Raw genomic sequence first — 26,642 nt, 5'->3', positions numbered from 1 at the left:
GGCTAGCTACCGGCGATGCCCAGCAGCTCGGAATCGAGAGCCTTCAGATAATCCTCGGCGATATCCGCGCTGAGGCCCAAGTCGTGCGGGCCGTAGCGCGAGGCGACGCGAACATCGACGAGGGTGGTTTCCGCTTCTTCACGCAAGCGGATGACAACGTCGAAACGTAGGCCGAGGACGAGGGTGCGGGTGTCACCCTGCAGCGTCACGCCATTGGCCCGGCGAATCAGCAGCGCCACATCGTCGTCATAGGGTCGCGGCGTCGGGATCGGCACGGCCTCGGGTGCCTCGGCAACCGCGCCGTCGTCCGGCTCGGGCTTCGCAGGACGATCTTCGAGATCGCGGCTTGGCTCGCTGTCGCCGTCGGCTCGGGTGATGCGGATTCCGCTTTGCTTGGCGACCTTCTTCACGGCCTCCAGCACGCGGTCGATCGCGCCGTCATAGCGGCGGCCGGTGAGTTCCGGATAGGCTTCGAGCTGCTTTTCGCGATCCTCGGGCGTTACATCAGGTTCGCGCTTCAGCCAGTTCTGATCGGCGTTCGGCGTCTTCAGCCAATCCGGCGCGGAGACGAGATCGGTCGACACGTCATAGATGGCTGGCAGCGTGAAATAGCGCTCGGCCGCAATCCCGCTGATCGCGAGCGGAAGTGCCGCAAAAATCAAAGCTTTCAATGCGTCCAGCCCGCCTTCGGCGCCTGTCAGCCACAGACTGCGCAGCCCTGCAATCGCAAGCAGGGTTGCAAGCAGCGCGAAGCCCGCGGAGACGAGCAGAACCAACACCAGATAGGGCGTGACAAGGCCGGCGAAGCGGTGACCAACCAGAGCCGCAAGGCAGAGAACCAGTGCAAATGCGCCGAAGCGCCGCGAGAAGCGGGCAGCATTTGAAACAGGGCGGTCGAAACGGATTGCCATCAAACTTACCGGTTACTCGCAAGCGGCGCGTCCCGCATGAACGCGCAAAATCGCCCTCGACTTGTTTAGTGCAAGATTCGCCTAAATTGAAACTGTTGTGTCGATCCGAGGCACGCAATCCACGAAGAAGACGACAATGGCGTGCGTGAGCATTTTCTGATATTCCTTGATTTGCAGTTGTGTGGTTTGCGTCGCACACCGACCAACAGGAGAAGGGCAATGATTGCACCGGAGCTCGCATCGGGCACCCAGGCGCCATCGCTGGGGACAGCCGATCATGCAGATCCGCTTCTGCCGATAGAGCTTCTGGAACTGGAACTGTCGCTCGACGGATATGATGGCAAATCCGACTTCTGCGAAACGGTCCGCGTTGCTTCGGCCAAGGCCGGCGGAGAGTTTCTCTTCGATCTTCCCGCCGAAGGATTGATGGACGACTGCAAGCGGATCGCTGTGCTTCGCATCCCCTCGCCCGGCGAGCAGATGCGCGTTGTTCTTGCCGTGCTGGACCACAACGGCACGGAAATCCGCATGGAAGCGCCCGATCCCGCGACAGCCCACCTCGTCCGCTTCGCCGAAGCCTTCGTCAAGGTTCTCGAACGGTTCTGACCTAGCGTCTTTCGGGGCTAGTCGCGCTGAGCGGCTGCTTCCGCCAAACTGCGGAACGGGAATTTGCGCCCGCATTCGCACTTGATCATGCTGGTCTCCTGGTGATTGGAGGCGCGCTGGATGAAGAAGCCGCGCGGCAGATGATCGACGCTGAAACCGGGATGCTTGCGCTTCGGATCGTCGATCTCGGAGGCTTCGGCAAAGCCGCTATTGCCGCATTGCGGGCAGGTCAGTTTTTTCGAGAATCGATCACGCAGTGCCATGCTTGCTTTCCAATGTCGTCCGAACCGCCTTCTTACAGACGATCCTCCGCGGACGGAAGCCACCGACATCCAGCCATCTTGTAAACATCCAAGACCACAATCCTTCGGCGCAAGTCATTCTTTTTGTTGACTGTAAGCGGCGATTGGCGTCATCTGATGGTGCAGAATTTCGATTGCAAAGACACGCCGATGCGTATGTTCTTTTTACCTCTCGCGCTTGCCGCTGCATCAATCGGCCTTTCGGCCTGCCAATCAATGACGCCCGAAGAGCGACGTGCAGCCGATGAGGCACAATGCCTACACTATGGCTTCAGACGCGGCACGGACGCATTCGCAGGCTGCCTGCAGCGCATAGATCTCGATCGCCGTGCGCAGTCACGCTACAATAGTGACATGCTCATGTTGCAGATGTCCTATGATCTCGACCATCCTTACTACGGCCGCCGATACGGACGCCATTGGTGATGACCGCCTGCGCCGCGGCTAGCCGGGCGATCGGCACGCGGAAGGGCGAACAGGACACGTAGTCCAATCCGATTTCCTCGCAGAAATGGATGGAAGCGGGATCGCCGCCGTGCTCGCCGCAGATTCCGAGCTTCATATCATTGCGCGTTCGCCTGCCGCGCTCGGCGGCGATCCGGATCAGCTCGCCGACACCATCGAAATCCAGCGAAATGAAGGGATCGTGCTCGATGATCCCCTTACGCTGATAGGTCGGAATGAAGGCGGACGCATCATCGCGTGAGATGCCGAAGGTCGTCTGCGTCAGGTCGTTGGTGCCGAAGGAGAAGAACTCGGCCGCTTCCGCGATGATATGGGCCCGTAGAGCCGCGCGCGGCAGCTCGATCATCGTGCCGACCAGATAGTCGATCCGCATGCCGGCCTCCGCCGTGACATCCCGGGCGATGGCGTCGATGCGCTCCTTGACATAGTCCAGCTCCGAGCGGAGCCCGACGAGCGGCACCATGATCTCAGGCACGACGGCAGCACCGGTTTCATGGGCCGCCGCGACCGCCGCCTCGAAGATGGCGCGCGCCTGCATCTCGACGATCTCGGGATAGGAAATGGCCAGTCGGCAGCCGCGATGGCCGAGCATCGGATTGAATTCATGCAACGCATCGACGCGCTGGCGCAGCACCGCGGCGTCCATGCCCATCGCGGCGGAAACGTCAGCGATCTCCTCGTCCGTCTTCGGCAAGAATTCATGCAGCGGCGGATCAAGCAGGCGAATCGTCACCGGCAGGCCGTGCATGACGTTGAACAGGCTGGTGAAATCATGCCGCTGCACCGGCAGCAGGCTGTCCAGCGCGGCGCGACGGCCGGTTTCATCCTCCGCCAGGATCATCTCGCGCATCAGATGAATGCGGTCGCCCTCGAAGAACATGTGCTCGGTGCGGCAAAGCCCGATGCCCTCAGCACCGAAGGAGCGTGCTGCGCGCGCGTCAGCCGGCGTATCGGCGTTGGTGCGCACGGTCATGCGGCGCGCCCGATCGGCCCATTGCATGATGCGCCCGAAATCGCCCGAAAGCTCGGGCTGGATCATCTGCACGTCGCCTTTCAGGACCTGTCCCGCAGAACCATCGATGGTGATGACGTCGCCCTTCTTCAGGGTGACGCCGACGCCGATCAGCCGCTCGTTGCGGGCGTCGATCCGCATGCTGCCGGCACCGACGACGCAGGGGATGCCCATGCCGCGGGCGACAACGGCGGCATGGCTGGTCATGCCGCCACGCGTCGTCAGAATGCCCTCGGCCGCGTGCATGCCGTGAATGTCTTCCGGGCTTGTCTCGACGCGCAGCAGGATGACCTTGCGTCCCTCCTCCGAGGCTATCACGGCTTCCTCGGCCGTGAAGACGATCTCGCCGGTTGCCGCGCCTGGCGATGCCGGCAGACCAGTACCGATGATCTCGCGCGACACGCGTGGATCGATCGTCGGGTGCAGGAGCTGGTCCAGCGACGAGGGCTCGATGCGAAGCACGGCCTCCTCTTCCGTGATGACCTTCTCGTCCACCATGTCGACGGCGATCTTCATCGCCGCGCGCGTCGAGCGCTTGCCGGAGCGGGTCTGCAGCATCCAGAGCTTTCCGCGCTCGATGGTGAACTCGATGTCCTGCATGTCGCGATAATGCGCTTCGAGCTCGGAACAGATGCGCGACAACTCCTTGAAGGCATCCGGCATCAGCTTTTCCATCGACGGTCGCTCGGAACCGGAGCTGATGCGGCCTTCTTCAGTGATGCTCTGCGGCGTGCGGATGCCGGCGACGACATCCTCTCCCTGAGCATTGACGAGGAATTCGCCGTAAAGCGACTTGTCGCCCGTCGACGGATTGCGGGTGAAGGCAACGCCGGTCGCGGATGAATTGCCGTGGTTGCCGAAGACCATCGCCTGAATGTTGACTGCCGTACCCCAGCCTTCGGGAATATTGTGAAGCTGGCGATAGGTGACGGCGCGGGCGCTCATCCAGCTGGCGAAGACGGCCCCGACCGCGCCCCATAGCTGCACCTCGGGGTCCTGGGGAAACTCCTCGCCCAGTTCCTCCTCGATGATGCTTTTGTAGAGCGAGACCACGTGCTGCCATTCGCTGGCGGTCAATTCCGTGTCGAACTCGTAGCCGAGGCGCGCCTTCTCGTCCTCGAGGATTTCCTCGAACACCTCATGATCAAGCCGCATAACGACGTCGGCATACATCTGGATGAAACGGCGGTAGCTGTCCCAAGCGAAACGCGCGTCGCCGGCGTCGTGGCCGAGCGCCTGCACGGTTTCGTCGTTGAGACCGAGATTGAGGACGGTGTCCATCATCCCCGGCATCGAAACGCGCGCTCCTGAGCGCACGGACAGCAGCAGCGGTCGATCACCCGCGCCAAACCGCCGACCGGTGATTTCCTCGATACGTTCGATGCCCGCGCGGACTTGTACTTTCAACTCTTCGGCAATCTGCCGCTCATTCTTGTAGTAGGCAGAGCAGGCTTCGGCGATGATCGTCAGACCCGGGGGGACCGGAAGACCGAGATTGCACATCTCCGCGAGGTTTGCGCCTTTGCCGCCCAAGCGCTCGCCGTCGAGGGCGCCGCCCTCCGCCTCACCGCTGCCAAATGTATAGACCCACTTGGTCATATTCCCCCCAACACCAAATCCGGATCAACTTAATCCGTTGGTGTTGAAATGAAAATCGACAAATGCGGCCGAAATGTTGCAACGCACAATAACTGCGACAGACTGAAGCGGTTGAAGCGAGAAAAAGCTTTGCGGGACTGCAACAAAGTCCCGCAAAGCCTTATGTCCGTCCGGCCAGGAAAACCAGACGGGGGGTTCCGTCCATGCGAACCGTCAGAGCCAAAGCATATTGCTCCGAGCGCACCGCACAAGAAACTTTGCAGCCGATACCCTTTCGCGGTAGTTCGGCGGCGACATGAAGCAATCTCTAATACAAGATCGGTAGGAAAACATTAGCAGAATGGTGGAGACGGCCTATTCCGACAGACTTTTTTTGGGCGTTTCTCAGCCGCCTGTTCAGGCGATCTCACGCAGTTGTTCAGCCGTCTGCAGATCGACCGACACGAGCTGCGATACGCCCTGCTCCGCCATCGTCACGCCGAACAGCCTGTTCATGCGCGCCATGGTGATCGGATTGTGGGTGATGATGACGAAACGCGTTTCGGTGGAGGCGGCCATTTCGTCCATCAGGTTGCAATAGCGCTCGACATTGTGGTCGTCGAGCGGGGCGTCCACTTCGTCCAGCACGCAGATCGGGGCGGGATTGGTGAGGAAGACGGCAAAGATCAGCGCCATTGCCGTCAGTGCCTGCTCGCCACCCGAAAGGAGCGTCATCGTCTGCGGCTTCTTGCCGGGCGGGCGGGCGAGAATTTCCAGGCCGGCTTCGAGCGGATCGTCGGATTCGATCAGCTGCAATTCGGCAGTGCCGCCGCCGAAAAGATGGGTGAAGAGGCGCTGGAACTGGCCGTTGACCACGTCGAAGGCGGCGAGCAGGCGCTCGCGGCCCTCGCGATTGAGGCTCTGGATCGCACCACGCAGCTTGCGAATCGCATCGATAACATCGTCGCGTTCCTTGATCAGCGCCTCGAGCTTCCCCGTCAGTTCCTTCTGCTCCTCCTCGGCGCGCAAGTTGACCGCGCCAAGTCGCTCGCGCTCTATCTTGAGTCGTTCGAGTTCGCGCTCGACCTCACGAAGGTCAGGCGCGGCCTGCATTGCCTCCAGTCCGGCAAGCCGAAGGGCCTCGTGTGGCGCAACGTTTAGTGCCTCACGTATTCGGGCTTCGGTTTCCTGTCGTTTCTCCCGCGCCGAGACCAGCCGCTCTTCGGCGCGACCGCGGCGCTCGCGGCTTTCGGCGAGCTCGGAGAGAGCCGTCGCCGCCTTGTGGTCGGCGTCGCGCTGGACGAGCTCGGCTTCGGCTAGCACATCGGCCGCATGGCGACGCGCTTCCTCAGCCTTCTGGAGTTCGGTCAACAGCGCGCGGCGCTTGTCGTCAAACTCATCGGGAGCCATTTCGAGCTCGGCTGCTTCCTCCCGGGCTTCCTCCTCGCGGTCGCGAAGCGTCGCGATGTGATCCTCGGCGCTGGCAGCGCGCAGGCGCCAAGTCTCCCGCTCCTGCCGGATGGCAATGATGCGGCGCTGACGAGCCTCGTTCTCGCGGTTCAGGCTTTCGTGGCGAGCCCGCGCTTCGGCGAGTACTCCGCGGTCGGTCGCCACTTCGGCCTGCTGCGACCGAAGCCGTTCGTCGATCGCCGTCAGATCAGGGGCATCTTCCAGCTCGATCCGGGCGTTCTCTTCCTGCACCGAAAGATCCTCAAGCTGGATCTGAAGCTGGCTGACAGCTTCCGCAATGACATCGCGGCGACGGACGAGATCGCCGGAAGCCCGCTCGGCCGCTGCCAGCGCTTCGCGCGCCTCGGCGAGTTGCCGCGCGGAGATGCGGCTCTTCTCGCGCGCCTCGGCGAGGCGCTGTTCCCGAAGGCGGATGGCATCGGCCGCGACCGCCAGGCGTTCTTCTGCTTCATCGAGTATGTCGCGGGCAAGCGCCGCTTCGCTTTCCAGTTCGGCGAGCCGGTTCTTCTGCGCCAGCTTCAGTGCGGCCGCACTCGGTGCATCGGCACCGGTGACGTGACCGTCCCAGCGGTAGACGGCGCCTTCCTTCGTCACGAGACGCTGGCCGGGCTTCAGGTCTTTCATCAGAGCTGCAGCATCCGCACCGGAGACAAGGCCGATCTGTTTCAGGCGGCGCATCAGCGCCGTAGGAGCGCGAACGTAATTGATTAGTGGCGTCGCACCGGCCGGCAGCGCCGGGTCCACGGCACCGTCACCAATGCCGGACCAATGAACCGGCGCTTTGGGATCAAGCGGGGATTCGATGTCGTCACCCAAGGCAGCACCGAGCGCCGTTTCGAAGCTGCGATCGACGCGAAGCTCATCGGCAACCGGCGCAAATTCGCCTGCGGCTGCGCCGGCGGCCAGCATGCGCGAAATGGTCCGGGCTTCCGTTTCGATGGCGTTCAGCTTTGCGCGCGCCTGATCGACCGGCGATCGGGAGAGAGCCTCGGTCTGGCGGGCAGCGGCCAAGGCCTGCTCGACGTCCTGGATTGCGGCTTCAGCCTCGGCAAGCGCCTGCTCGCCCGCCTCGACCATGGCCCGCTTCTCGTCTGGATCAGGCAGAGCGGACATCTTCTCGCCGATAGCCGACAGCTCGCGGTTGGCTTCGTCCATCTGCCGTTCAAGACGCATCTTGCGATCGGCAAGGTCGCGAATGGCGCGCTCGAGCTGGTTGCGCCCAGCCGCAGCCTCGGCACGTTCAGCCGTCAGCGCGGTGAAAATCCGTTCGCTGTCGGCGAGCTTTGCGGTAGCCTCCTCGAAAGCCTCGCGTGTTTCTTCGGCTAAGCGGCCAGAGTCGGCAAGGATCTCGGTGATCTCCGCCTGTTCGGCATCCAGCCGCGCCAGGATTTCGGCGTTGTCTGCAACCAGCCGCTCCTCGCGGCGGATATCCTCGCCGAGCTGCGCAAGGCGGCGGGTCAGCTCGTCGCGACGGCGCAGGATGCGGTTAGCATCCTCCTCCAGCTGTGTCTTGGCGATCTGCAGGCGCTGCAGCGCGGCAGCTGCACGCGCTTCGCCCTCGCGCAGTTCCGGCAGCTTGAGGCTGGCACCGCCCTGAGTCTTGGCGGCCTCCATCTGCATCTGCGCCTTTTCGGCGACGACGACAGTGGCCTGATTGAGCGCGCTGTCGGCCTCGGCTTCCGCCTCCTTGGCCTGAACCCAGCGGATATGCAGAAGCAGCGCCTCGCGGGCGCGGATATCGGCAGACAGCGACTTGAAGCGGCTTGCCTGACGGGCCTGACGCTTCAAGCTTTCGATCTGGCTTTCGAGCTGCGAGGTCACGTCGTCGAGGCGTTCGAGATTGCTCTCGGCGGCACGCAGACGAAGCTCAGCTTCGTGACGGCGCGAATGCAGGCCTGATATGCCGGCGGCCTCTTCGAGCAACTGGCGGCGGGCCTGTGGCTTTGCCGAGATCAACTCGCCAATACGCCCCTGCCCGACCATCGATGGTGAACGGGCGCCGGTGGAGGCGTCGGCGAAGAGAAGCTGCACGTCCTTGGCGCGGCTTTCCTTGCCGTTGATGCGATAGATCGACCCCTGCTCGCGCTCGATGCGGCGCGTGACCTGGATCTCGTCGCTATCGTTGAAGGCAGCAGGCGCCGTGCGCTCTGCATTGTCGAGATAGAGTGCAACTTCGGCGGTGTTGCGGGCGGGACGATTGCCGGAGCCGGAGAAAATGACGTCGTCCATGCCGGACGCGCGCATGTTCTTGTAGGAGTTTTCACCCATCACCCAGCGGAGCGCTTCGACGAGGTTCGACTTGCCGCAGCCGTTCGGGCCGACGATGCCAGTCAAGCCGCGCTCGATGATGAATTCGGTGGGTTCGACGAAGGATTTGAAGCCGACGACGCGAAGCTTGTTGAACTTCATGCCGCGTCCCCGCGCCTGATAAAGCAAACGACGGGCGCACGACTTCGGCCGTCGCCCGTCGATCGGATACGGTTCAGTTTAGAGCAGGCTGTCGATAAGGGCCGACATGGTGTCAACCGACATGTCTCCAGAATAGCGCTTCCCGTTGATGAGGAACGTCGGCGTGGCGTTGACGCCAAACTCCTTGGAACCCCTTTCCCGCGTTGCATTCACTTGATCCAGCAGCTTCTGGTTCGTCAAGCACTTCGTAAAGCTATCCTCAGTAAATCCAGCAAGTTTGGACATCTGAAGCAATGCAGCGCGGCCATCGTCCGCGGCAGCCCAGTTTTGCTGCTGCTTGAACAGCATCGAAACCATCGGGAAATACTGTTCGGCCGTGCTCAATTCTTCCGGCTTGGCAGCGTTGCAGCGGGCCAGCATGAAGGCGGCAGCCGCACGCGGATCAAACGGAAATTCGCGAATGATAAAGCGTACCTTGCCGGTGTCGACGTACTTCTTCTTGATCTCGTCGAAGGTCGTCGTGTGGAAGTGAGCGCAATGGGGGCAGGTCATCGACATGTATTCGACGATCGTGACCGGGGCATCTTCCTTGCCGAGTACCATTTCCGGCAACTCGCCCGGCTTCAGCACGGCAGCCATGTCGACGTCGCCATCGGGCTTCGGCACTTCGGTCGCGGCATGCGCGGTGCTGAAAACCGCCAGGGTCGCGGTCGCCGCAGCCACGCCGCCCAGAAGCTGGCGTTTCGTCAGTTGCATTTCGGAAATCGACATGAAGTTCCCCATAAATGAGTGTAGTGGCTAACAGTGCGATATAACGGCTCGAAGTCCCGAACAAGGCACGCTTCACCAACTTTCTTCAAAGAATTGTGACCTTGGTTGGACCGCCAGATTAAATTGCGGACAGAATTGCCGTGGCAATACTTGAGAGTCGCTAGCGGCCGCGCTTTCCCAACACGGCCGTGCCGAGACGCTTCACCGCTTCACGCAGCTTGTCGCCCTCGATCCCTGCCATCATCTCGTCGAGTTTTGCGGCGGCCGCACCCTTCAGCGGCGGAGGTGTACGGGAGCGCTTAGCCGCCTGATAGACAGGCTTCTGGACGATGCGGATCTGGTGAACGGCGGCGAAGCCGAAGAAGCTGTTGACCCGCTGGATCAATTCGTTCTGTGCATGCGTCAGAAACAAAGCGCGGGCACCCTCGCAGGCAATGGTGAGCACGCCGGGACGAAAGCTGCCGTCATCGTTACCCCTCGCCCAGGCTATCTTTTCCGGCCGCGTGCAATCGGCAAACTCCTCGCCGGCGATCTCGTCCCATGATCCGAGCAGCGCCGTGTTGATGCCGGCGCGCTTTGCCAGCACCGGATCGATCAACCCATTGGTCAATTCGGAGATCTGCTTTTCACCTTTGCGTGGATAACTCATCGAAACCTTCACATCGCGCTGCCTTCAGGCGCCACTGCCTTGATCGCGCGGCATTGCTTCGCCAAGTATAAGGCACTTCCCCTGACGACGGCAAATGATGACATCGACGACACTGGACGCGCCCGCCGCCAAACCCCTTCTTAGCTGGTATGACCGGCACCATCGCGATTTGCCCTGGCGCGTCTCGCCACCTATGGCGGCGCGCGGCATCAAGGCCGACCCCTACCATGTCTGGCTCTCCGAAGTGATGCTGCAGCAGACCACAGTGCCGGCGGTGAAGCCCTACTTCGCCAACTTCCTCGCACGCTGGCCGACCGTGCGGGATCTCGCCGATGCGCCCAGCGAGGACGTGATGGCTGCCTGGGCCGGGCTCGGATATTACGCGCGCGCCCGAAACCTCAAGAAATGCGCCGAAGCGGTGGCGGGCGAACACGACGGCGTCTTTCCTGACAGCGAGGACGGGCTGAAATCGCTTCCCGGTATCGGCGACTATACGGCAGCCGCGGTGGCGGCGATCGCCTTCAACCGGCAGGCGGCCGTGATGGACGGCAACGTCGAGCGTGTGATCTCGCGGCTCTACGCGATTGCCACGCCCCTGCCCGCAGCCAAACCGTTGATGAAGCAGAAGGTGGCTCTTCTGACCCCGAAGGACCGACCGGGCGACTTCGCGCAGGCGATGATGGATCTCGGCGCGACGATCTGCACACCGAAACGCCCTGCCTGTTCTCTCTGTCCGTTCAATGGATCCTGCGAGGCGCTGCGCCTGCACGATCCGGAACGGTTTCCGGTCAAGGCTGCCAAGAAGGAGAAGCCGATCCGTCAAGGTGCAGCCTTTATCGCGGTCACTGCGGATGGCGATGTTCTCTTGCGGCGACGCATCGAAAGCGGCCTGCTCGGCGGCATGACCGAGGTGCCGACGACAGGCTGGACGGCACGGCAGGATGGAGAGACGTCAGCCAATGCCGCGCCTTTCCTTGCAGCCTGGGAGCCCTGCGGGGCGGTGACCCACGTCTTCACCCATTTCGAGCTCAGGTTATCGATCTACCGCGTCGCGATCCCTTCGCGAATTCAAGTGGATAACGGTTGGTGGGAGCCGGTTACAAATCTTGACTCGCAGGCGCTGCCGACCGTCATGAAAAAAGCAATCACCGCGGCTATCCCGCTCGCGTTCAAACATGCCAAGGATTGATCGATGCCCATCGAGCATATTGTTTTCGACATCGGAAAAGTTCTCATCCATTACGATCCGAATATTCCATTCAGCCGCCTCATTCCCGACGAGGCCGAACGCAAATGGTTCTTCGACAATGTCTGCACCCACGACTGGAACATCGAACAAGACCGCGGACGCACCTGGGCCGATGCCGAGGCCCTGCTGATCGAGGTTCATCCTGAACGTGAGGAGCATATCCGCGCCTTCCGCAAATACTGGCACGAGATGGTTCCGCACTCCTATGACGACAGCGTCGCCATCATGGAAGGCTTGATTGCCGACGGCCAGGACGTGACGATGCTGACCAACTTCGCATCCGATACCTTCCGCGAGGCGCAAGTCCGCTTCCCGTTCCTGACCAAGCCGCGCGGCGTGACGGTTTCCGGCGATGTCGGCCTCATCAAACCCGACATTGCTATCTACGAAACGCACGCCAAGAGCTTCGACCTCGATCCGGCCGCGACGATCTTCATCGACGACTCCGCCCCTAACATCGAGGGCGCGAAGGCGGCCGGCTGGGATGCGGTTCTTTTCACTGGCGCCGACAAGCTGCGTGCCGATCTTGCAGCGCGCGGCGTGAGGCTCTGACCATGGCATTCGATCCCGTTGAGGAAATCAAGCGTTTCCACGGCGCAATCAACGCACTCGATTTCGATACGATCGAGAACTATTTCGCGGAAGACGCGACCTATGTCTCGAACGGTGTCGGGAGCCTGTCCGGGCGAGCCGACATCATGGTCGCTTTCCACAAGTATTTCGACGACTACCCGGACCAGACGGCAATGGACACGCTGGTCGAGAACGTGAGCCCCAAAGCCGGCCGCGCCGTGTGGTCGGTTCGCGCGACGCACAGCAAGACGGGCAACCCCTTGGTGCGGGAGGGCGAAGAAACGATCACCTTCAACGAAGATGGTCGTGTCACCCACGTCGAGGTGACGGATTATCGGGCGTTCTGAAAGAACGCTGCGGAGAGATAAAAGGCGAGCACGAAAAAGAGCCACAGGTCGGAAACCATCGCGATGGCCCTCGACCTGTTCCTCCCCGGCTCGAGAAGGTGCTTGAGACCGGCAAGACCGAAGAACAAGCAACCGGTGATCGCGGCAGGGACGACCCACCGCGGCTCGAAGAAGCTGAGCACGCCAAGCATGCCGATCGACAGGTTGCCGAAGCCGATCTCCTGCACCAATGACAGAGCCTTGTGATCGGTCACACCGAAGATCGTTTCCGCCGTGAAGGCCGGATTGATGATCTGCTTCAGGCTTGCCACAAGCAAGCGCAGGCCGACGCCCCAGAAGACGAACCATTTTCCGATCAGGAACACGAGGTTGGCATCCGCGCTCGAATGCGCTTCCGCAACGACCGAGCCCAGCGGCAGAACAAGCATCAGCAACAGTATGATCGCAAGATACATGGCCTTCCCTGCCTGTTCGGATCATCAGTCAGCGATACATGCCACGGAACTGCGCCACCGCGCGAGCCAAAATGAAGAGCGCCCGGGGTGTTGATCCCCGGGCGCCAGGCCTTCTTCCGTAACTGGAGGTACAAAACACCGGAAGAAGGAAGTCTCGATCAGGTCGAGGCGCGCGTCATTCCGCCTTTGCCAGATCACCGCGGATCACGGACCGCAATTCATCGATCGGGCGCAGGGACTGCCCGTCGTCGAAATGCCAGAATGTCCATCCGTTGCATGCATCAAGGCCCTGGACCTTTGCCCCAAGGCGATGAATGGAACCGGCCTCGCCGCCGGAGGCCACTGTGCCGTCGGCGCGAACGATCGCGCTGTAGCGGCGGCGGGCATCGGTCAGCACCTGGCCGGGCTTGATCAGGCCGCTTTCGACCAGCACGTTGAAAGCCACGCGGACTTCCTGCTTCTTGCCGGTCATCACGGTGAGTTCAGCTTTGCCGAGCGGCTCGACCGCTTCGATGCGGGCGGAGGCCGCGTCGATGTAGTCCTGCTCGCGCTCGATACCGACGAAGTGGCGGCCGAGGCGCTTGGCGACAGCGCCTGTCGTACCGGAGCCGAAGAACGGATCGAGGATGATGTCGCCGGGCTTGGAGGAAGCCATGATCACGCGGGCAAGCAATGCTTCGGGCTTCTGCGTCGGATGCACCTTCTTGCCGTCGTCGCCCTTCAGGCGCTCACCGCCGCTGCAGATCGGGAACAGCCAGTCGGAGCGCATCTGCACGTCGTCGTTTGCCGCCTTCATGGCATCGTAGTTGAAGGTGTAGCCCTTGGCCTTGGCGTTCGGGCTCGCCCAGATCATCGTCTCATGCGCGTTCTGGAAGCGGCGGCCCTTGAAGTTCGGCATCGGGTTGGTCTTGCGCCAGACGATGTCGTTGAGGATCCAGAAGTTCAGGTCCTGCAGTGTCGCGCCGACGCGGAAGATATTGTGATAGGAGCCAATGACCCAGATCGTCCCGGTCGGCTTGAGGACGCGACGGCAGGCGAGCAGCCAGGCGCGAGTGAATGCATCATAAGCTTCGAAGGAGGCGAACTGATCCCACTCGTCATCGACGGCATCGACCAATGACTGATCCGGGCGATGCAGCATGCCGCCGAGTTGGAGGTTGTACGGCGGATCGGCGAAGATAACGTCTACGGAGTGGTTCGGCAGGGCTTCAAGAGCAGCAACGCAATCGCCCTTGATGATCGTGTCGATCCAGGAGTCCGGTTTTGCGGAGGCCTTGAGATCGGCAAGCGGAAATACTGACGCCATCTGGAAACTCGCTCATACACATTACACTTTTACTGTCCGTTATGGTTACTCAGTTTGGTTACCAAAGCCTGAAGGCATGAGCGATTTCGGGAAAATAAGTCGCCGCACGTGTTTAGACGCCGAAGGGCGGGCAGCAACCCTGCCCTTCCAGCCGCTCTCGTTAAGCCGCCACGTCATGCACTTCTTTGCTATCCTCCGGTGCCTGGGCCCGGTCGTTCATGCCGTAGTCGCGGACGATGTAGCCGATGCGCAGGCGATAGTCAGCGAAGACGCCGTTGCGACCGGCGTGCTGGGCGGCGCGGTGCGCCTCCACGTTTCGCCAGGCTTTGACCGCCTCCTCGTCACGCCAGAAGGAAAGCGAAAGCAGCTTGCCTCGATTGGTAAGGCTTTCGAAGCGCTCGATCGAAATGAAGCCGTCGATCTTTTCCAGCTCACTCCGAAGTTCGCCGGCGAGATCGAGATAGGTGTGGCGTTCGCCCATGTAGGGCAGGACTTCGAAGATAACAGCGATCATGGCATCACCAGCTTTGCGTGAGGAAGGGAAGCGTTCTTGAGGAAGATGCGGTCTTCCCTGAGGATGAAACGCTCGCGTTTGGCGAATTCGTAGTTTTCCTTGCCGAGCGGATCGGCGGCAAGGCGGGCGCGATAGGCTTCATATGCGGCGAGGCTTTCGATGTTGTAGACGCCGTAAGCCGTCGTTGCCGAACCTTCATGCGGCGCGAAGTAACCGATCAGATCGGCGCCGTTGCGCGGGATCGCCTGGCCCCAATTGCGGGCATATTCGGTAAAGGCGTCCTTCTTGAATGGATCGATCTCGTAGCGGATGAAGCAGGTAATCATCGTCGTCTCCTTGTTGTCTGGAAACAGTTTTCGCACATTGCTGGACGAGGATGCTTCGGTTAGGATCGAAGTATGAAAGAAGGACCTGACATAGCCCAGATCGGCGCACTGATTGGCGATCCCGCCCGAGCCAACATGCTGACGGCGTTGATGGGCGGCAAGGCGCTGACCGCGACGGAGCTTGCAGCAGCCGGCGGCATTACCGTGCAGACGGCGAGCACGCACCTCGCCAAGCTGGAGGCAGGCAATCTGCTGGCACAGCGCAAGCAAGGCCGCCATCGCTATTTCACGCTGGCGGATGACAGCGTTGGCAAATTCCTGGAAAGCATCATGGGTTTTGCGGCCGGACGCGGCCACCTGCGCCACAAGCCGGGGCCGAAGGAGCCGGCCTTGCGCAAGGCCCGCATCTGCTACGATCACCTTGCCGGCGATTATGGCGTGCGAATGCTGGACAGCCTGATCGCCCGAGGCGCGATCGATGCGATCGGCGACGGCCTCGCCCTAACGGAGAGCGGCGAAACGGCACTCAAAGATATCGGCATCGATGTCCATGCCCTGAAATCGTCGCGTCGGCCGCTCTGCCGCTCCTGCCTGGACTGGAGTGAACGGCGTGCGCACCTCGCCGGCAGCCTCGGCAAGGCTCTGCTTTCGAATTTCCTCGAGAAGGGTTGGGCCCGTCGCGCGGCGGAAAGCCGCTCAGTGGTCTTTTCCCCCGAAGGCGAACGGCAGTTCCTTGCCCTCTTTCCAGCCACCAAATAGCTGCGAACACACGTAAAATCCAAGCCGCCCGCGGCACGCAATCCAGCCATGCCCTGCTATCGGTTGAGGTTCGGCGAGGCATCGTGTAAAGGGCATCATCCCAAACAAGGCGCGAGTAAATGGACGGCTTCGACCTCATCATCTTCGACTGCGACGGCGTTCTGGTCGATTCCGAAATCATCGCTGCGGATGTCGAATCCAAGCTTCTCACAGAAGCAGGCTACCCGATCAGCATCGAGGAAATGGGCGAGCGCTTCGCCGGCATGACGTGGCAGAACATTCTCTTCCAGGTCGAGCGCGAGGCCAGCATCCCGATATCTGCATCGCTGCTCGACAAGTCCGAAAAGCTGCTCGATCTTCGTCTAGAACAGGACGTGCAGGCGATATCGGGCGTCGAGGCCGCCCTTTCGCGCCTGAAGCTGAAGCGCTGCATCTGCTCGAACTCCAGCAGCGCGCGGCTTGACATGATGCTCGGCAAAGTCGGCCTGACGCCGCTTTTTGCACCGCATATCTTCTCAGCCAAGGAGCTCGGCGCGGATCGCGTGAAGCCGAAGCCGGATATCTTCCTGCACGGCGCCAAACAGATGGGCGTTTCGACGGACCGCGTCGTTGTGGTCGAAGACTCCGTTCATGGCGTCCATGCCGCGCGCGCTGCGGGCATGCGTGTCGTCGGTTTTACCGGTGCCTCGCACACCTATCCGTCACATTCCGACAAGCTGACCGATGCCGGCGCTGAAACCGTCATCTCCCGCATGAGCGATCTGCCCGGCGTCGTCGCCGCACTCGCCGAGTGGGAAGGCGTTCTGTAAGGCTCGTTCTTCCTTGAAAAGGCCGCGCTCGTGCGGCCTTTTGTTTTTCAGCCCGCCCTCGGCGCTAGCGCGCATCTTACCGATCGCCTCCGAGAGGGAAGACAATGCGCAAGCCGTCTTGCAAGCGTCTTTGCTTACGCTCGCGATTCCATCGCAATCGTCAGATTCTCAGGCTTAGCGCGCCAGCCACGATCTCGAAGCGTGCCGGAAGCTGCCCGGGCGCCTCGCCGTCGCTGTCGATCGGCACCCCGACCTTGCCTATCGGCCATGCCTCGACGAGTCGCGCGCGATGGATGCTGACAAGCGGGCTCTTGAGATGACCGCCGCTGTAGATGCTGTTCATCAACGTTATGACCTTCAGCCTGCCGGCGCCGCGGATGATGACCACGTCGAACAGGCCATCGGCGACATCGGCATCCGGAGCCACTTTCATGCCACCGCCGAACCAGGCGCCGTTGGCAACGGCGACCGCGGTGATCGGCCCTTCATAGATATCCTCGCCATCCAGCCTGAGGCGGATGTCCCGAGGCTTGTAGCGCAGGATCTGAAGCAGGCTATGGAAGAAGAAGACCATCGGCCCGGGTAGACGTCTGCCCTTACGCGCCTCGTTGACGGCACGCACGATATGGCCCGACACGCCGAAGCTCGCGATGTTGGCGAAGTGGCGGCTGACCGTGTCGCCGTCCTCGTCGTCGCAGGTCAGCAATCCGGCATCGATCTGCCGGACGGACGGAGAGGTCAGACGGTTGGCGATCGTGGCAGGATCACGCGATATCGAAAAATTCCGGGCAAAATCACATCCAGTGCCAGTGGCGATGAAAAAGAAAGCCGTGCTCGGCCGATGCGACTTCAGAATGCCGCCAGCCACCTCGCCGATCGTCCCATCGCCACCGACGGCGATCACCAGATCGGCCCCGTCATCCGCCAACTCGCGCCCGAAGCGTTCGGCATCGCCGAAGCCCTTGGTTTCACGCAGGCTGAGATCGGTGACTCTCGCCTCGATGGCGCGCCGCAGCGTCGACCAGAACAGCTTCTTTCCGCGCCGCCCCGACGCCGGGTTCAATACGATGCCGATTTTCAAGCGATCTGCGCTCCCGGCGCCGGCCAGCATGGCGATGCGGAAACAAGGGCGTTTTTCAGGCCTTCTTCTTTTTCGTCGACACCGGTCCCTGATCGAAACCGATGTTTACGCGCACCAGCGCGCCAGACCCGACCGGAAGCTTGATTCCGTCCTTGCGGAACAGGGCCTGCGTGGCTCCGGAGCCGACCTCGACCGGGAAATTCGTGACTTCCGAATAGAGCGCATCCTCGCCGTCATAGACCGTGATGCGAACTGGGAGCGTGACCTTACCGGAAGAGCCGGCCGGCCCGGCAATAACACGGAGCTGCGCCACCACGGTCATCGTCAGGTTCGTGTCGTTGAGGCTGCATTGGCGGGTATAGTCGCCGATCGATGCCTGATAGGCGAGTTTCTGCGGATCGCCGGTCTTCGCACCGCCGGCATAAGTCCGGAAGATCGCGGCGCTGTCCTTCATGAACATCTGCGGGCACGCGCCCTGAACGACGGGCGCGGCGGTACCCGAGGCCGTCTTGGCGGTCCCGATCGATGCGTCGTTGGACGACGGGTTGGACGGCGCCAGCGGCATGATCTGCCCATTGCCATTCGATTGGGCTGGTGCGGTTGCGCTGTCTGAGCCCCCGCCGACGCCGAGTGAATTGCAGCCGGCAAGAATTGCCGCGAACGAAGCCGAAACGATGAGACGCGAGACCTTGCCAAGCACGATTATTCCACCCTCTCCACAAAGTTTTTTGGCAGGCCTAATCACTTGATGGCAGGCCTTTCGTGACAGTTTGCGATGGTCTATATCAGCGGCGCAAACAAAAATCGATTGGGTAAGAACCGTTTTGATGCACATTTCGGGATCGCAGCCGACGGCCGGCAGGGTAAGCGAGATGCAGCGCGAGGCATACTTTCCCTCCAACCCGGATCTTCTCCGGCCGGCACATCAAGGATGACGACAGTGGATTATATCTCGACCCGCGGCGAAGCCCCTTCCCTCGGTTTCTGCGATGCATTGCTGGCGGGTCTGGCGCGCGATGGCGGCCTCTACGTGCCGCGCAAGTGGCCTCATTTCACGAAGAAGGAAATCCGGGCGCTTCGCGGCAAGAGCTATCAGGAAATCGCCTTTGCGATCCTGTCGCCTTTCACCAACGGCGAAATTCCGGATGAGACCTTCCGGTTCATGATCGACGAGGCATACGCCACTTTCCGCCACCCAGCGATCGTCCCGCTCGTGCAGACAGGTCCGAACAGCTTCGTTATGGAGCTTTTCCATGGCACGACGCTGGCGTTCAAGGATGTCGCCATGCAGCTGCTGGCCCGGCTGATGGACTATGCGCTCGAAAAGCGCGGCGAGCGCGCAACCATTGTCGGCGCAACCTCCGGCGATACCGGGGGAGCGGCAATCGACGCCTTTGCCGGTCGCGAACGCACCGACATCTTCATCCTCTTTCCGAACGGCAAGGTCTCGCCGGTGCAGCAGCGCCAGATGACGACCTCCACAGCCTCCAACGTTCACGCGCTTGCCGTCGAAGGCAATTTCGACGACTGCCAGAATCTCGTGAAAGCGATGTTCAACGACGCGCCCTTCCGCGATCGCGTTAAACTCTCCGGCGTCAACTCGATCAACTGGGCTCGCATCATGGCCCAGATCGTCTACTACTTCACGACGGCGATCGCGCTCGGCGGACCGGACCGTAAGATTTCCTTTACCGTGCCGACGGGCAATTTCGGCGACATTTTCGCCGGCTACTGCGCCAAGCGCATGGGCCTGCCAATCGGCAAGCTGGTGGTTGCCACCAACGAGAACGATATCCTTGACCGTACGCTGAAAACCGGCCGCTACGAGATGAAGGCCGTCAAAGCTACGACCTCTCCGTCGATGGACATCCAGATCTCCTCGAACTTCGAACGTTTGCTGTTCGAGGCCTACGATCGCGATGCATCGAAAGTTCGCGCGGCGATGGACAGCCTGAAGCAGTCCAACGGTTTCGAGATTTCAAAGGACGCCCTCGCCTTCATCAAGAAGGCCTTCCGCGCCGGCCGCGCAAGCGAGAAACAGGTCGCCCAGACGATCAAGAAAACCCATGCCGAAACCGGCTATCTTCTCGATCCGCACTCGGCGATCGGCGTCTTCGTTGCGGACAAGCACGAGAAGCCGAACACACCGATGGTGACGCTTGCCACCGCGCACCCGGCGAAATTCCCCGCCGCCGTAAAATCCGCCTCCGGTATTGACCCCGCGCTTCCGACGTGGCTTGCTGATCTGATGCACGAGGAGGAGCGCTTTCAGATTGTGAAGCCTGAGCTCAAAGCCATTGAGACCTTCATCGGCGAGCATACTCGGGCCTAAGTAACGCAGGCGCAGAAAGATAGCCAATGACAGTTGAGTGCACCCGGCTCAAATCCGGGCTGACAGTAGTCACACAGACCATGCCGCATCTGGAAAGCGTTGCGCTGGGAGTTTGGATCAAATCGGGGTCGCGCAACGAGACGACAGACGAGCATGGCATCGCTCACCTGCTCGAGCACATGGCCTTCAAGGGCACGGCACGTCGCAGCGCGCGTGAAATCGCCGAAGAGATCGAGGATGTCGGCGGCGAGGTCAATGCCGCGACATCGACGGAAACGACCTCCTACTATGCTCGCGTTCTCAAGGACCATGTCCCGCTCGCTGTCGATATTCTGGCCGATATCCTGACGGAGTCAGCTTTCGAGGAGGAAGAACTCGAGCGTGAGAAGCAGGTTATCCTGCAGGAAATCAACGCGGCAAACGACACGCCTGACGACGTCGTTTTCGACAAGTTTTCCGAAACGGCCTATCGCGACCAGACTCTCGGACGGGCGATCCTCGGCACGCCGCAGACCGTGGTGTCGTTCACGCCGCAACAGATCCGCGGCTATCTTAGCCGCAATTACACGACCGACCGGATGTTTGTCGTTGCGACCGGCGCCGTAGAGCACGGCGAGTTCGTCCGTATGGTCGAAGAGCGTTTTGCGAGCCTTCCCACCGCGCCATCGGCAACGCCCGTTATGGAACCGGCGAAATATATCGGCGGCAATATCCGCGAAACGCGCGACCTGATGGACGCCCAGATCCTGCTTGGTTTCGAAGGCAAGGCCTATCACGCCCGCGACTTCTACTGTTCGCAGATCCTCGCCAACATCCTCGGCGGCGGCATGTCGTCCCGCCTGTTCCAGGAAGTGCGCGAGATCCGCGGCCTCTGCTACTCGATCTACGCCTTCCACTGGGGCTTCTCCGATACCGGCATCTTCGGCATCCACGCCGCGACCGGTGGCGAGAACCTGCCGGAGCTGGTGCCGGTTATCATCGACGAACTGCACAAGTCGGCGGCGACGATCGAGCAGAAAGAAATCGAACGCGCCCGCGCCCAGATCCGCGCGCAACTGCTGATGGGCCAGGAAAGCCCCGCCGCCCGCGCCGGTCAGATCGCAAGGCAGATGATGCTTTACGGCCGCCCTATCTCCAACCAGGAGATGATGGAACGGCTCGAGGGCATCACGGTCGACCGCCTGACGGATCTTGCCGGACGCCTGTTCTTCGATACGGTGCCGACCCTCTCAGCCATCGGCCCGCTCGAGCATCTGGCGCCAATGGAAGACATCGCCGCGTCTCTTTCCTCGCCCGATCACCAGGGCAAACAGGCCCTCGTCTGATCCCACGTCCATCCTGCGGGGAGTGATCGATGCCAAAATCGGTTTTTCGGTTCCTGTCGCGACAGCCGGATTCGGTGGAGCTCGAGAACGAGCACTATGTGCTGCGCCTGCCGCGCTACCAGGACTTCAACCAGTGGCACAAGCTGCGGGCGGCCAGCCGGCAGTTCCTGGAACCCTGGGAGCCTACATGGCGTCGTGATGAATTGACGGAGGGCGCCTACCGCGCCCGCGTCATCCGCGGCAAGCAGGAGTATGCCTCGGGCCAGGCAATCCCGCTCTTTCTGTTCCACAAGCAGAACACAACGCTGCTCGGCGGCATTACGATCGGCTACATCAGGCGCGGGGCGGCACAAAGCTGCATGATCGGCTACTGGATGGGCGAGGCCTATGCCGGTCAGGGCCATATGTTCGCCGCACTTCAATTGGTTATACCCTACATCTTCACAGGGCTTGAGTTGCACCGTATCGAAGCAGCCTGTATTCCAGACAATGCTCGGAGCATCCGCCTGCTTGAAAAAGCCGGGTTTCAGCGGGAAGGCTATCTGCGCGGATACTTGAAAATCAACGGTCAGTGGCACGACCACGTGATGTTCTCATTGCTCGCCACGGACACGGATAAAGGCAGGATAACCGACAGCCGATGACTAACAATCGCATGCTGCTCTCATCACCGGCCGGACAATTGATCGCGGTGATCGCAGCTCTCTTGCTGTCGGCCTTCATGCTAGCGCCAGGTCATGTTCAGGCAGCCGAACCGGTCAAGATCTCACGCGACGATACTGCGCTCGATCTGACTGCCACCACGGAAATCTACGCCAACCAGGGTGAAGCCTTTCAGGTTTCTACCGCTGCCGGCGCCGATGGCATTCGCCGCCGTATTGAGGTACGTGCCAGCTCCGAAAACCACCAGGGCGATTGGGCAGTCTTCGCGCTCGCCAACGTCTCCGACGAGCAACTCGAGCGCGTGATCGTGGCGCCCCATTTCCGCCTCGTGAATTCCAAGCTGTTCTGGCCAGACCTCGGCTCGCAGCGCATTATCGCGATCACGCCGAGCGAAGGCTTTGCACTCGACCGGCAGCCGAGCGACGAGGCGGATGTCTTCCGCATCACGCTCAACCCCGGCGCTGTCATCACCTTCGTCGCGGAGCTGACGACGCCGGAATTGCCGCAGATCTATCTCTGGGAACCCGACGCCTATAAGGACACAATCAACGCGTTCACGCTTTACCGCGGCATCGTACTCGGCATTGCCGGCCTGCTTGCGGTGTTCCTGACGATCCTGTTCGTGGTCAAGGGCACGTCGATGCTGCCGGCAACGGCCGCGCTTGCCTGGGCGGTGCTTGGCTATATCTGCGTCGACTTCGGCTTTCTCGGCAAACTCATCAGCATCGCTTCGACCGATCAGCGCATATGGCGCGCCTGTGCCGAGGTCGCGCTTGCCTCCAGCTTCGTCATATTCCTGTTCACTTACCTCAATCTCAACCGATGGCACACGCATCTCGGCTACCTGACGCTCGCCTGGGTGCTCGGCCTGGCGTTGCTCTTCGGCGTCGCGATCTACGATCCGGCAATCGCCGCCGGCATCGCGCGTCTGTCCTTTGCGCTGACCGCGACGATGGGCCTTCTGCTGATCGTCTATCTCGGCCTCAATCGCTATGACCGCGCGATCCTGCTGGTGCCTGCCTGGGCGCTGATCCTCGTCTGGATCTTCGGCGCCTGGCTGACGATTACCGGCCGGCTCGACAACGACATCATCCAGCCGGCGCTCGGCGGCGGCCTCGTTCTCATTGTCCTGCTGATCGGCTTTACCGTCATGCAGCACGCCTTTGCCGGCGGCGCGTTCCAGCAGGGGCTGTTCTCCGACCTCGAACGGCAATCGCTAGCGTTGACGGGCTCGGGCGACATGGTGTGGGACTGGGACGTGGCACGTGACCGCGTCGTTACGATCCCGGATGTATCCGCTAAACTCGGCCTTCCTCTCGGCACGATGCATGGCGCTGCCCGCAACTGGCTGCCGCGGCTCCATCCCGACGATCGCGACCGCTTCCGGGCGACGCTCGACGTGTTGCTCGAACATCGCCGTGGCCGACTGAACCACGAGTTCCGCATTCGCGCGGAAGACGGTCATTTCCACTGGCTCCTCATCCGCGCCCGACCGGTGCTTGGCTCGAACGGCGAGATCATTCGCTGCGTCGGCACGATCGTCGACGTCACCGAACAGAAGAATTCGGTCGAACGGCTGCTGCACGACGCACTGCACGACAATCTGACCGGCTTGCCAAACCGGCAGCTGTTCCTTGATCGCCTACAGGCCGTGCTTGCATTGGCGCCCGGTGGCGAGACGCTGCGCCCGACGGTAATAGTGATCGATATCGACCGCTATAAGCTGGTGAACGACACGCTTGGGATCGCCGCCGGCGACAACATCCTGATCGCGCTCACGCGCCGCCTGCGCCGGCTGCTCAAGCCGCAGGATACGCTTGCACGCCTTTCCGGCGACCAGTTCGGTTTAATCCTGACCTCCGAGCGCGATCCGACGAAAGTGGCCGACTTTGCCGATGCGATCAGCAAGGCAATCATGGTGCCGATCAATTTCGCCAATCGCGAGATCATCCTGACGGCGTCGATCGGGCTTGCCTCCTTCGTCGATCAGCAGGAAAGCGCCGCCGGTATGCTCAGCGACGCGGAGCTTGCGATGTACCGAGCCAAGCGCGCTGGCGGCAATCGCGTCGAACCGTTCCAACCCGCCTTCCGCGATTTCGGTGCCGACCGGCTGCAGCTCGAGTCCGACCTGCGTCGTGCCATCGAGCGCAAGGAACTGTCGATGGTCTACCAGCCGATCGCAGGGCTGGAGAGTGTAGAGATTGCCGGCTTCGAAGCCCTGATGCGATGGGAGCATCCGAAACGCGGCAGCATTCCGCCTTCGGAATTCATTCCGATCGCGGAGACATCCGACATCATCGACATGCTCGGTCTCTTTGCCCTGGAGCAGGCGACAAACGACCTGATGGGTTGGGAGAACCAGACCGGCGAGCTGCCGATCTTTGTCTCGATCAACCTTTCGAGCGCCCAGCTGCTCAATAACGAGCTCTACGACGACGTCCGCTCGGTTCTGGCGAAGACCCATTGCGATCCTGCGCGTTTGAAGCTCGAGCTGACGGAGTCCATGGTCATGGAGAATCCGGAGCAGGCCCGCCTCGTGCTCGAGAAGCTCCGGGAAATGGGCCTTGGCCTTGCGTTGGACGATTTCGGAACCGGCTATTCGTCGCTTGCCTATTTAACGCGCTTCCCGTTCGACACGATCAAGCTCGACAAAACGATGGTGTGCGACGCGAGTGACAAGAAGGCGACCGTGCTTCGCTCGGTGATCGCCATGGCGCGCGAACTGGATATGAAGGTGGTTGCCGAGGGGATCGAGTCCAACGAGGACGCGATCGAGCTTGCCAAGATGGGCTGCACCTTCGGGCAGAGTTACCTCTTCGGACCGCCAATGGCATCGGAGTCCGTCTTGCGGCTGCTGAAGGAACGCTTCCCGTTGACGAAGCGCGCTTAAGCGACCCGACTCAAGCTATTCTGCCCCTGTGGCGGCGTAGCGGCTCCCGCTATCAGCCGATGCATGTATTCGAGCTTGGCGACCACCGGCGCCGACAGCACGAATGGGTAGGAATCGGGCTGCCCCATGCTGCGCTGTATCGAGTTGATCGCAACGCTGAGCGGCACCCACTCGTCGACAAGCTGATCGGCACTTGCTGCCCTGTAGGGGTCGAAATCGACCTCTGCCGCCATCTCTTCGTGACCGCGGGGATCAATTGCAACGCCGAAGGCTCGCGCAGTCTCCAACGTGTCGACGATGTGGAGATAGTGAGCAAAGCATTCGGCGAAGTCTTCCCAAGGATGTGCGCTGGCATAAGCGCTGACAAAACTCTCCTGCCAGCCGAGCGGAGCGCCATTCTCGTAGTGCTGCGCAAGGGCTTCGCCGTAATCCCGGCGCTCATCGCCGAACACTGCCCGGAACTCATCGAAGGCGTTCCTGTCGCGCACGAGGCGGTTCCAGATAAAATGGCCCGTCTCATGGCGGAAATGGCCGAGCAGCGTCCGGTAAGGTTCGTTCATCGAGGTGCGCGCCTGTTCGCGCGTGAGGTCGTCGGCCTCGGCGGCCCGAATTGCGATCAGGCCCTCCTCGTGTCCCGTTATCGCCGGGACGACGCTGCCGTCATCCTGAACTGTATCTTCAAGGAAATCGAAAACAAGGCCGCCTACGGGATCCAGCGTGCGGTCCGGGTGCGGCAGGCGCCAGCGCAAGAGCGAGTAGAAGAGATGTCGTTGCGCCTGGCTGATGCGACGCCACCGGTCCACGCCATCCTGCGTCGCTGAATTCGGCACAAGCCGGTTATGCCGGCAGGCGACGCAGTAATCACCCGCGTCGCCGTCCTCTACGAGCCAGTTGCAGATGTCGAGGCCGGCATTGGCGCAGAAGCGTACCAGGTCCGGCTGAGCAGCGTATTGCCAGAGATCCCCGTCCTGCTGCTGAACAGCATGCATGCGCAGGCCATTCGGCTGGAAGCCAAGGCGATGACCGCACCGGACGCACTGGCGATTGTCGAAATGAACAACCTGGTCGCAATTGTCACATGCAAAGAGCCTCAACGCGCGCCTCCTCGATGACAGGGTCAGACCCGCTATGCAAAATGGACGGCGGGCAATTTCCAGCCGTGGCTTGTTGCCCGCGCCAGCAGAGAACGCGTTTTTTTGCAGATCGTTCCGCCAATTAGGCGTGGCCGGCCTCGGCCGAAAGCATGGCGGCATTGATGCCCATCGTGGCCAGCGCGCGCTCGTACTTGTCGTCGAGGCTGCGATCGAAGATCAGCTCCTCATTCGCGGCGCATGTGAGCCAGCCGTTGTTGCCGACTTCAGCTTCCAGTTGACCCGCGCCCCAGCCGGCATAGCCGAGCAGCATGGTGGCCCGCTTCGGTCCCTTGCCCTTGGAAATCGCGCGGATAATGTCGAGCGTGGCCGTCATGCAGATATCGTCGCTGACGGGAATGCTGGAATCGCAGAGATAGTCGTCGGAGTGCAGGACGAAGCCGCGGCCGCTTTCCACCGGCCCGCCGGTCTGGATCGGGCAATCGCGCGCATGCGGCGGAAGCACGATGGCCTCCTCGTCCTTGATCATTTCGAGATGCAGGAGAACATCGGTAAAGGTCAGGTTCTGCGGACGGTTGATCACGAACCCCATCGCGCCGGCATCCGAATGGGCGCAGATATAGATCACCGTGCGGGCGAAGTTTCGATCCTCCATGCCCGGCATGGCAATGAGAAACTGGCCATCGAAGAAGCCACGTTCTCTTTTGTTTTTCAGGGTCGCCAAGGACATCATTCCTCCTCTGCCAGAC

Annotated in this window: 25 protein-coding genes; 11 read left to right on the top strand and 14 right to left on the bottom strand. The window is 61.4% G+C overall.

Features of this window, described 5'->3' with window-relative positions:
- Window positions 1-2: 2 nt before the first annotated feature.
- Window positions 3-911: a DUF1499 domain-containing protein gene (locus ATY79_RS24595; RefSeq protein WP_088694493.1), complete on the bottom strand. Its 909-nt coding sequence runs from the start codon at window positions 909-911 to the stop codon at window positions 3-5.
- A gap of 219 nt (window positions 912-1,130) precedes the next feature.
- Between ATY79_RS24595 and ATY79_RS24590 the strand changes: the two genes are divergently transcribed.
- Window positions 1,131-1,517 carry a hypothetical protein gene (locus ATY79_RS24590; RefSeq protein WP_088694494.1) on the top strand — a complete coding sequence of 129 codons (387 nt, stop codon included), beginning with the start codon at window positions 1,131-1,133 and terminating at the stop codon, window positions 1,515-1,517.
- Between the two features lie 17 nt (window positions 1,518-1,534).
- Here the strand turns inward: ATY79_RS24590 and ATY79_RS24585 are convergent, their stop codons facing one another.
- Window positions 1,535-1,780 carry a hypothetical protein gene (locus tag ATY79_RS24585; protein ID WP_088694495.1) on the bottom strand — a complete coding sequence of 82 codons (246 nt, stop codon included), beginning with the start codon at window positions 1,778-1,780 and terminating at the stop codon, window positions 1,535-1,537.
- 189 nt (window positions 1,781-1,969) lie between these two features.
- Here ATY79_RS24585 and ATY79_RS31725 point away from each other — a divergent pair, with 189 nt between their 5' ends.
- Window positions 1,970-2,245 carry a hypothetical protein gene (locus tag ATY79_RS31725; RefSeq protein WP_088694700.1) on the top strand — a complete coding sequence of 92 codons (276 nt, stop codon included), beginning with the start codon at window positions 1,970-1,972 and terminating at the stop codon, window positions 2,243-2,245.
- On the opposite strand, the gene ppdK is transcribed toward ATY79_RS31725, so the two are convergent.
- From ppdK to ATY79_RS24560, 4 genes are all read right to left on the bottom strand, one after another.
- Window positions 2,178-4,895, bottom strand: a complete 2,718-nt coding sequence (gene ppdK, locus ATY79_RS24575) for a pyruvate, phosphate dikinase (RefSeq protein ID WP_088694496.1) — start codon at window positions 4,893-4,895, stop codon at window positions 2,178-2,180. The genes ATY79_RS31725 and ppdK overlap by 68 nt on opposite strands.
- A 396-nt stretch (window positions 4,896-5,291) precedes the next feature.
- Window positions 5,292-8,753, bottom strand: coding sequence for a chromosome segregation SMC family protein (locus ATY79_RS24570; RefSeq protein WP_088705129.1), 3,462 nt, complete (start codon window positions 8,751-8,753; stop codon window positions 5,292-5,294).
- Between the two features lie 78 nt (window positions 8,754-8,831).
- Entirely contained in the window at window positions 8,832-9,524 is a 693-nt protein-coding gene (locus tag ATY79_RS24565) for a DsbA family protein (protein ID WP_088694498.1), read from the bottom strand.
- Window positions 9,525-9,684: 160 nt separating this feature from the next.
- Window positions 9,685-10,173, bottom strand: coding sequence for a DUF721 domain-containing protein (locus ATY79_RS24560; protein WP_088694499.1), 489 nt, complete (start codon window positions 10,171-10,173; stop codon window positions 9,685-9,687).
- 97 nt (window positions 10,174-10,270) lie between these two features.
- Here ATY79_RS24560 and mutY point away from each other — a divergent pair, with 97 nt between their 5' ends.
- The 3 genes from mutY to ATY79_RS24545 are packed head-to-tail and all read left to right on the top strand — an operon-like array spanning window position 10,271 to window position 12,342.
- Window positions 10,271-11,362 carry an A/G-specific adenine glycosylase gene (gene mutY / locus ATY79_RS24555; protein ID WP_189638069.1) on the top strand — a complete coding sequence of 364 codons (1,092 nt, stop codon included), beginning with the start codon at window positions 10,271-10,273 and terminating at the stop codon, window positions 11,360-11,362.
- Window positions 11,363-11,365: 3 nt separating this feature from the next.
- Window positions 11,366-11,974: an HAD family phosphatase gene (locus tag ATY79_RS24550; RefSeq protein WP_088694501.1), complete on the top strand. Its 609-nt coding sequence runs from the start codon at window positions 11,366-11,368 to the stop codon at window positions 11,972-11,974.
- Between the two features lie 2 nt (window positions 11,975-11,976).
- On the top strand, window positions 11,977-12,342 hold the full coding sequence (locus tag ATY79_RS24545) for a nuclear transport factor 2 family protein (protein ID WP_088705127.1): 366 nt from the start codon (window positions 11,977-11,979) through the stop codon (window positions 12,340-12,342).
- Here ATY79_RS24545 and ATY79_RS24540 read toward each other — a convergent pair.
- From ATY79_RS24540 to ATY79_RS24525, 4 genes are all read right to left on the bottom strand, one after another.
- Window positions 12,327-12,797, bottom strand: coding sequence for a DUF6790 family protein (locus tag ATY79_RS24540; RefSeq protein ID WP_088705126.1), 471 nt, complete (start codon window positions 12,795-12,797; stop codon window positions 12,327-12,329). The two genes, ATY79_RS24545 and ATY79_RS24540, sit on opposite strands and share 16 nt — an antisense overlap.
- A gap of 175 nt (window positions 12,798-12,972) precedes the next feature.
- The gene (locus ATY79_RS24535) at window positions 12,973-14,103 is read right to left on the bottom strand and encodes a site-specific DNA-methyltransferase (RefSeq protein WP_088694504.1); all 1,131 of its coding nucleotides are present in this window, start codon (window positions 14,101-14,103) and stop codon (window positions 12,973-12,975) included.
- A 160-nt stretch (window positions 14,104-14,263) separates the two neighbouring features.
- Window positions 14,264-14,617, bottom strand: coding sequence for an antibiotic biosynthesis monooxygenase (locus ATY79_RS24530; protein ID WP_088694505.1), 354 nt, complete (start codon window positions 14,615-14,617; stop codon window positions 14,264-14,266).
- The gene (locus ATY79_RS24525; RefSeq protein ID WP_088694506.1) at window positions 14,614-14,943 is read right to left on the bottom strand and encodes an NIPSNAP family protein; all 330 of its coding nucleotides are present in this window, start codon (window positions 14,941-14,943) and stop codon (window positions 14,614-14,616) included. The genes ATY79_RS24530 and ATY79_RS24525 overlap by 4 nt, the downstream gene beginning before the upstream one ends.
- 72 nt (window positions 14,944-15,015) lie before the next feature.
- Between ATY79_RS24525 and ATY79_RS24520 the strand changes: the two genes are divergently transcribed.
- Window positions 15,016-15,702, top strand: coding sequence for a helix-turn-helix transcriptional regulator (locus ATY79_RS24520; RefSeq protein ID WP_088705125.1), 687 nt, complete (start codon window positions 15,016-15,018; stop codon window positions 15,700-15,702).
- A gap of 119 nt (window positions 15,703-15,821) precedes the next feature.
- Window positions 15,822-16,511, top strand: coding sequence for an HAD family hydrolase (locus ATY79_RS24515; RefSeq protein WP_088705124.1), 690 nt, complete (start codon window positions 15,822-15,824; stop codon window positions 16,509-16,511).
- 160 nt (window positions 16,512-16,671) lie between these two features.
- On the opposite strand, the gene ATY79_RS24510 is transcribed toward ATY79_RS24515, so the two are convergent.
- Window positions 16,672-17,592, bottom strand: a complete 921-nt coding sequence (locus ATY79_RS24510) for a diacylglycerol kinase family protein (RefSeq protein WP_088705143.1) — start codon at window positions 17,590-17,592, stop codon at window positions 16,672-16,674.
- Window positions 17,593-17,647: 55 nt separating this feature from the next.
- On the bottom strand, window positions 17,648-18,295 hold the full coding sequence (locus ATY79_RS24505) for a hypothetical protein (protein WP_189637245.1): 648 nt from the start codon (window positions 18,293-18,295) through the stop codon (window positions 17,648-17,650).
- 228 nt (window positions 18,296-18,523) lie between these two features.
- On the opposite strand from ATY79_RS24505, the gene thrC reads away from it, so the two are divergent.
- The 4 genes from thrC to ATY79_RS24485 are packed head-to-tail and all read left to right on the top strand — an operon-like array spanning window position 18,524 to window position 24,802.
- On the top strand, window positions 18,524-19,924 hold the full coding sequence (thrC, locus tag ATY79_RS24500; protein ID WP_088705142.1) for a threonine synthase: 1,401 nt from the start codon (window positions 18,524-18,526) through the stop codon (window positions 19,922-19,924).
- 26 nt (window positions 19,925-19,950) lie between these two features.
- Entirely contained in the window at window positions 19,951-21,249 is a 1,299-nt protein-coding gene (locus tag ATY79_RS24495; RefSeq protein ID WP_088705123.1) for a pitrilysin family protein, read from the top strand.
- Between the two features lie 29 nt (window positions 21,250-21,278).
- Window positions 21,279-21,893: a GNAT family protein gene (locus ATY79_RS24490; protein WP_088694511.1), complete on the top strand. Its 615-nt coding sequence runs from the start codon at window positions 21,279-21,281 to the stop codon at window positions 21,891-21,893.
- The gene (locus tag ATY79_RS24485) at window positions 21,890-24,802 is read left to right on the top strand and encodes a sensor domain-containing phosphodiesterase (protein WP_088694512.1); all 2,913 of its coding nucleotides are present in this window, start codon (window positions 21,890-21,892) and stop codon (window positions 24,800-24,802) included. The genes ATY79_RS24490 and ATY79_RS24485 overlap by 4 nt, the downstream gene beginning before the upstream one ends.
- Here ATY79_RS24485 and ATY79_RS24480 read toward each other — a convergent pair.
- On the bottom strand, window positions 24,799-25,896 hold the full coding sequence (locus tag ATY79_RS24480) for a putative zinc-binding metallopeptidase (protein ID WP_088694513.1): 1,098 nt from the start codon (window positions 25,894-25,896) through the stop codon (window positions 24,799-24,801). The genes ATY79_RS24485 and ATY79_RS24480 overlap by 4 nt on opposite strands.
- A 121-nt stretch (window positions 25,897-26,017) precedes the next feature.
- Entirely contained in the window at window positions 26,018-26,623 is a 606-nt protein-coding gene (locus tag ATY79_RS24475; RefSeq protein WP_088694514.1) for a YqgE/AlgH family protein, read from the bottom strand.
- Between the last annotated feature and the right edge of the window lie 19 nt (window positions 26,624-26,642).

Source organism: Rhizobium sp. R693 (assembly GCF_002211315.1).
Lineage (GTDB): Bacteria > Pseudomonadota > Alphaproteobacteria > Rhizobiales > Rhizobiaceae > Rhizobium.
This window is presented reverse-complemented; position numbering and strand designations above follow the sequence as displayed.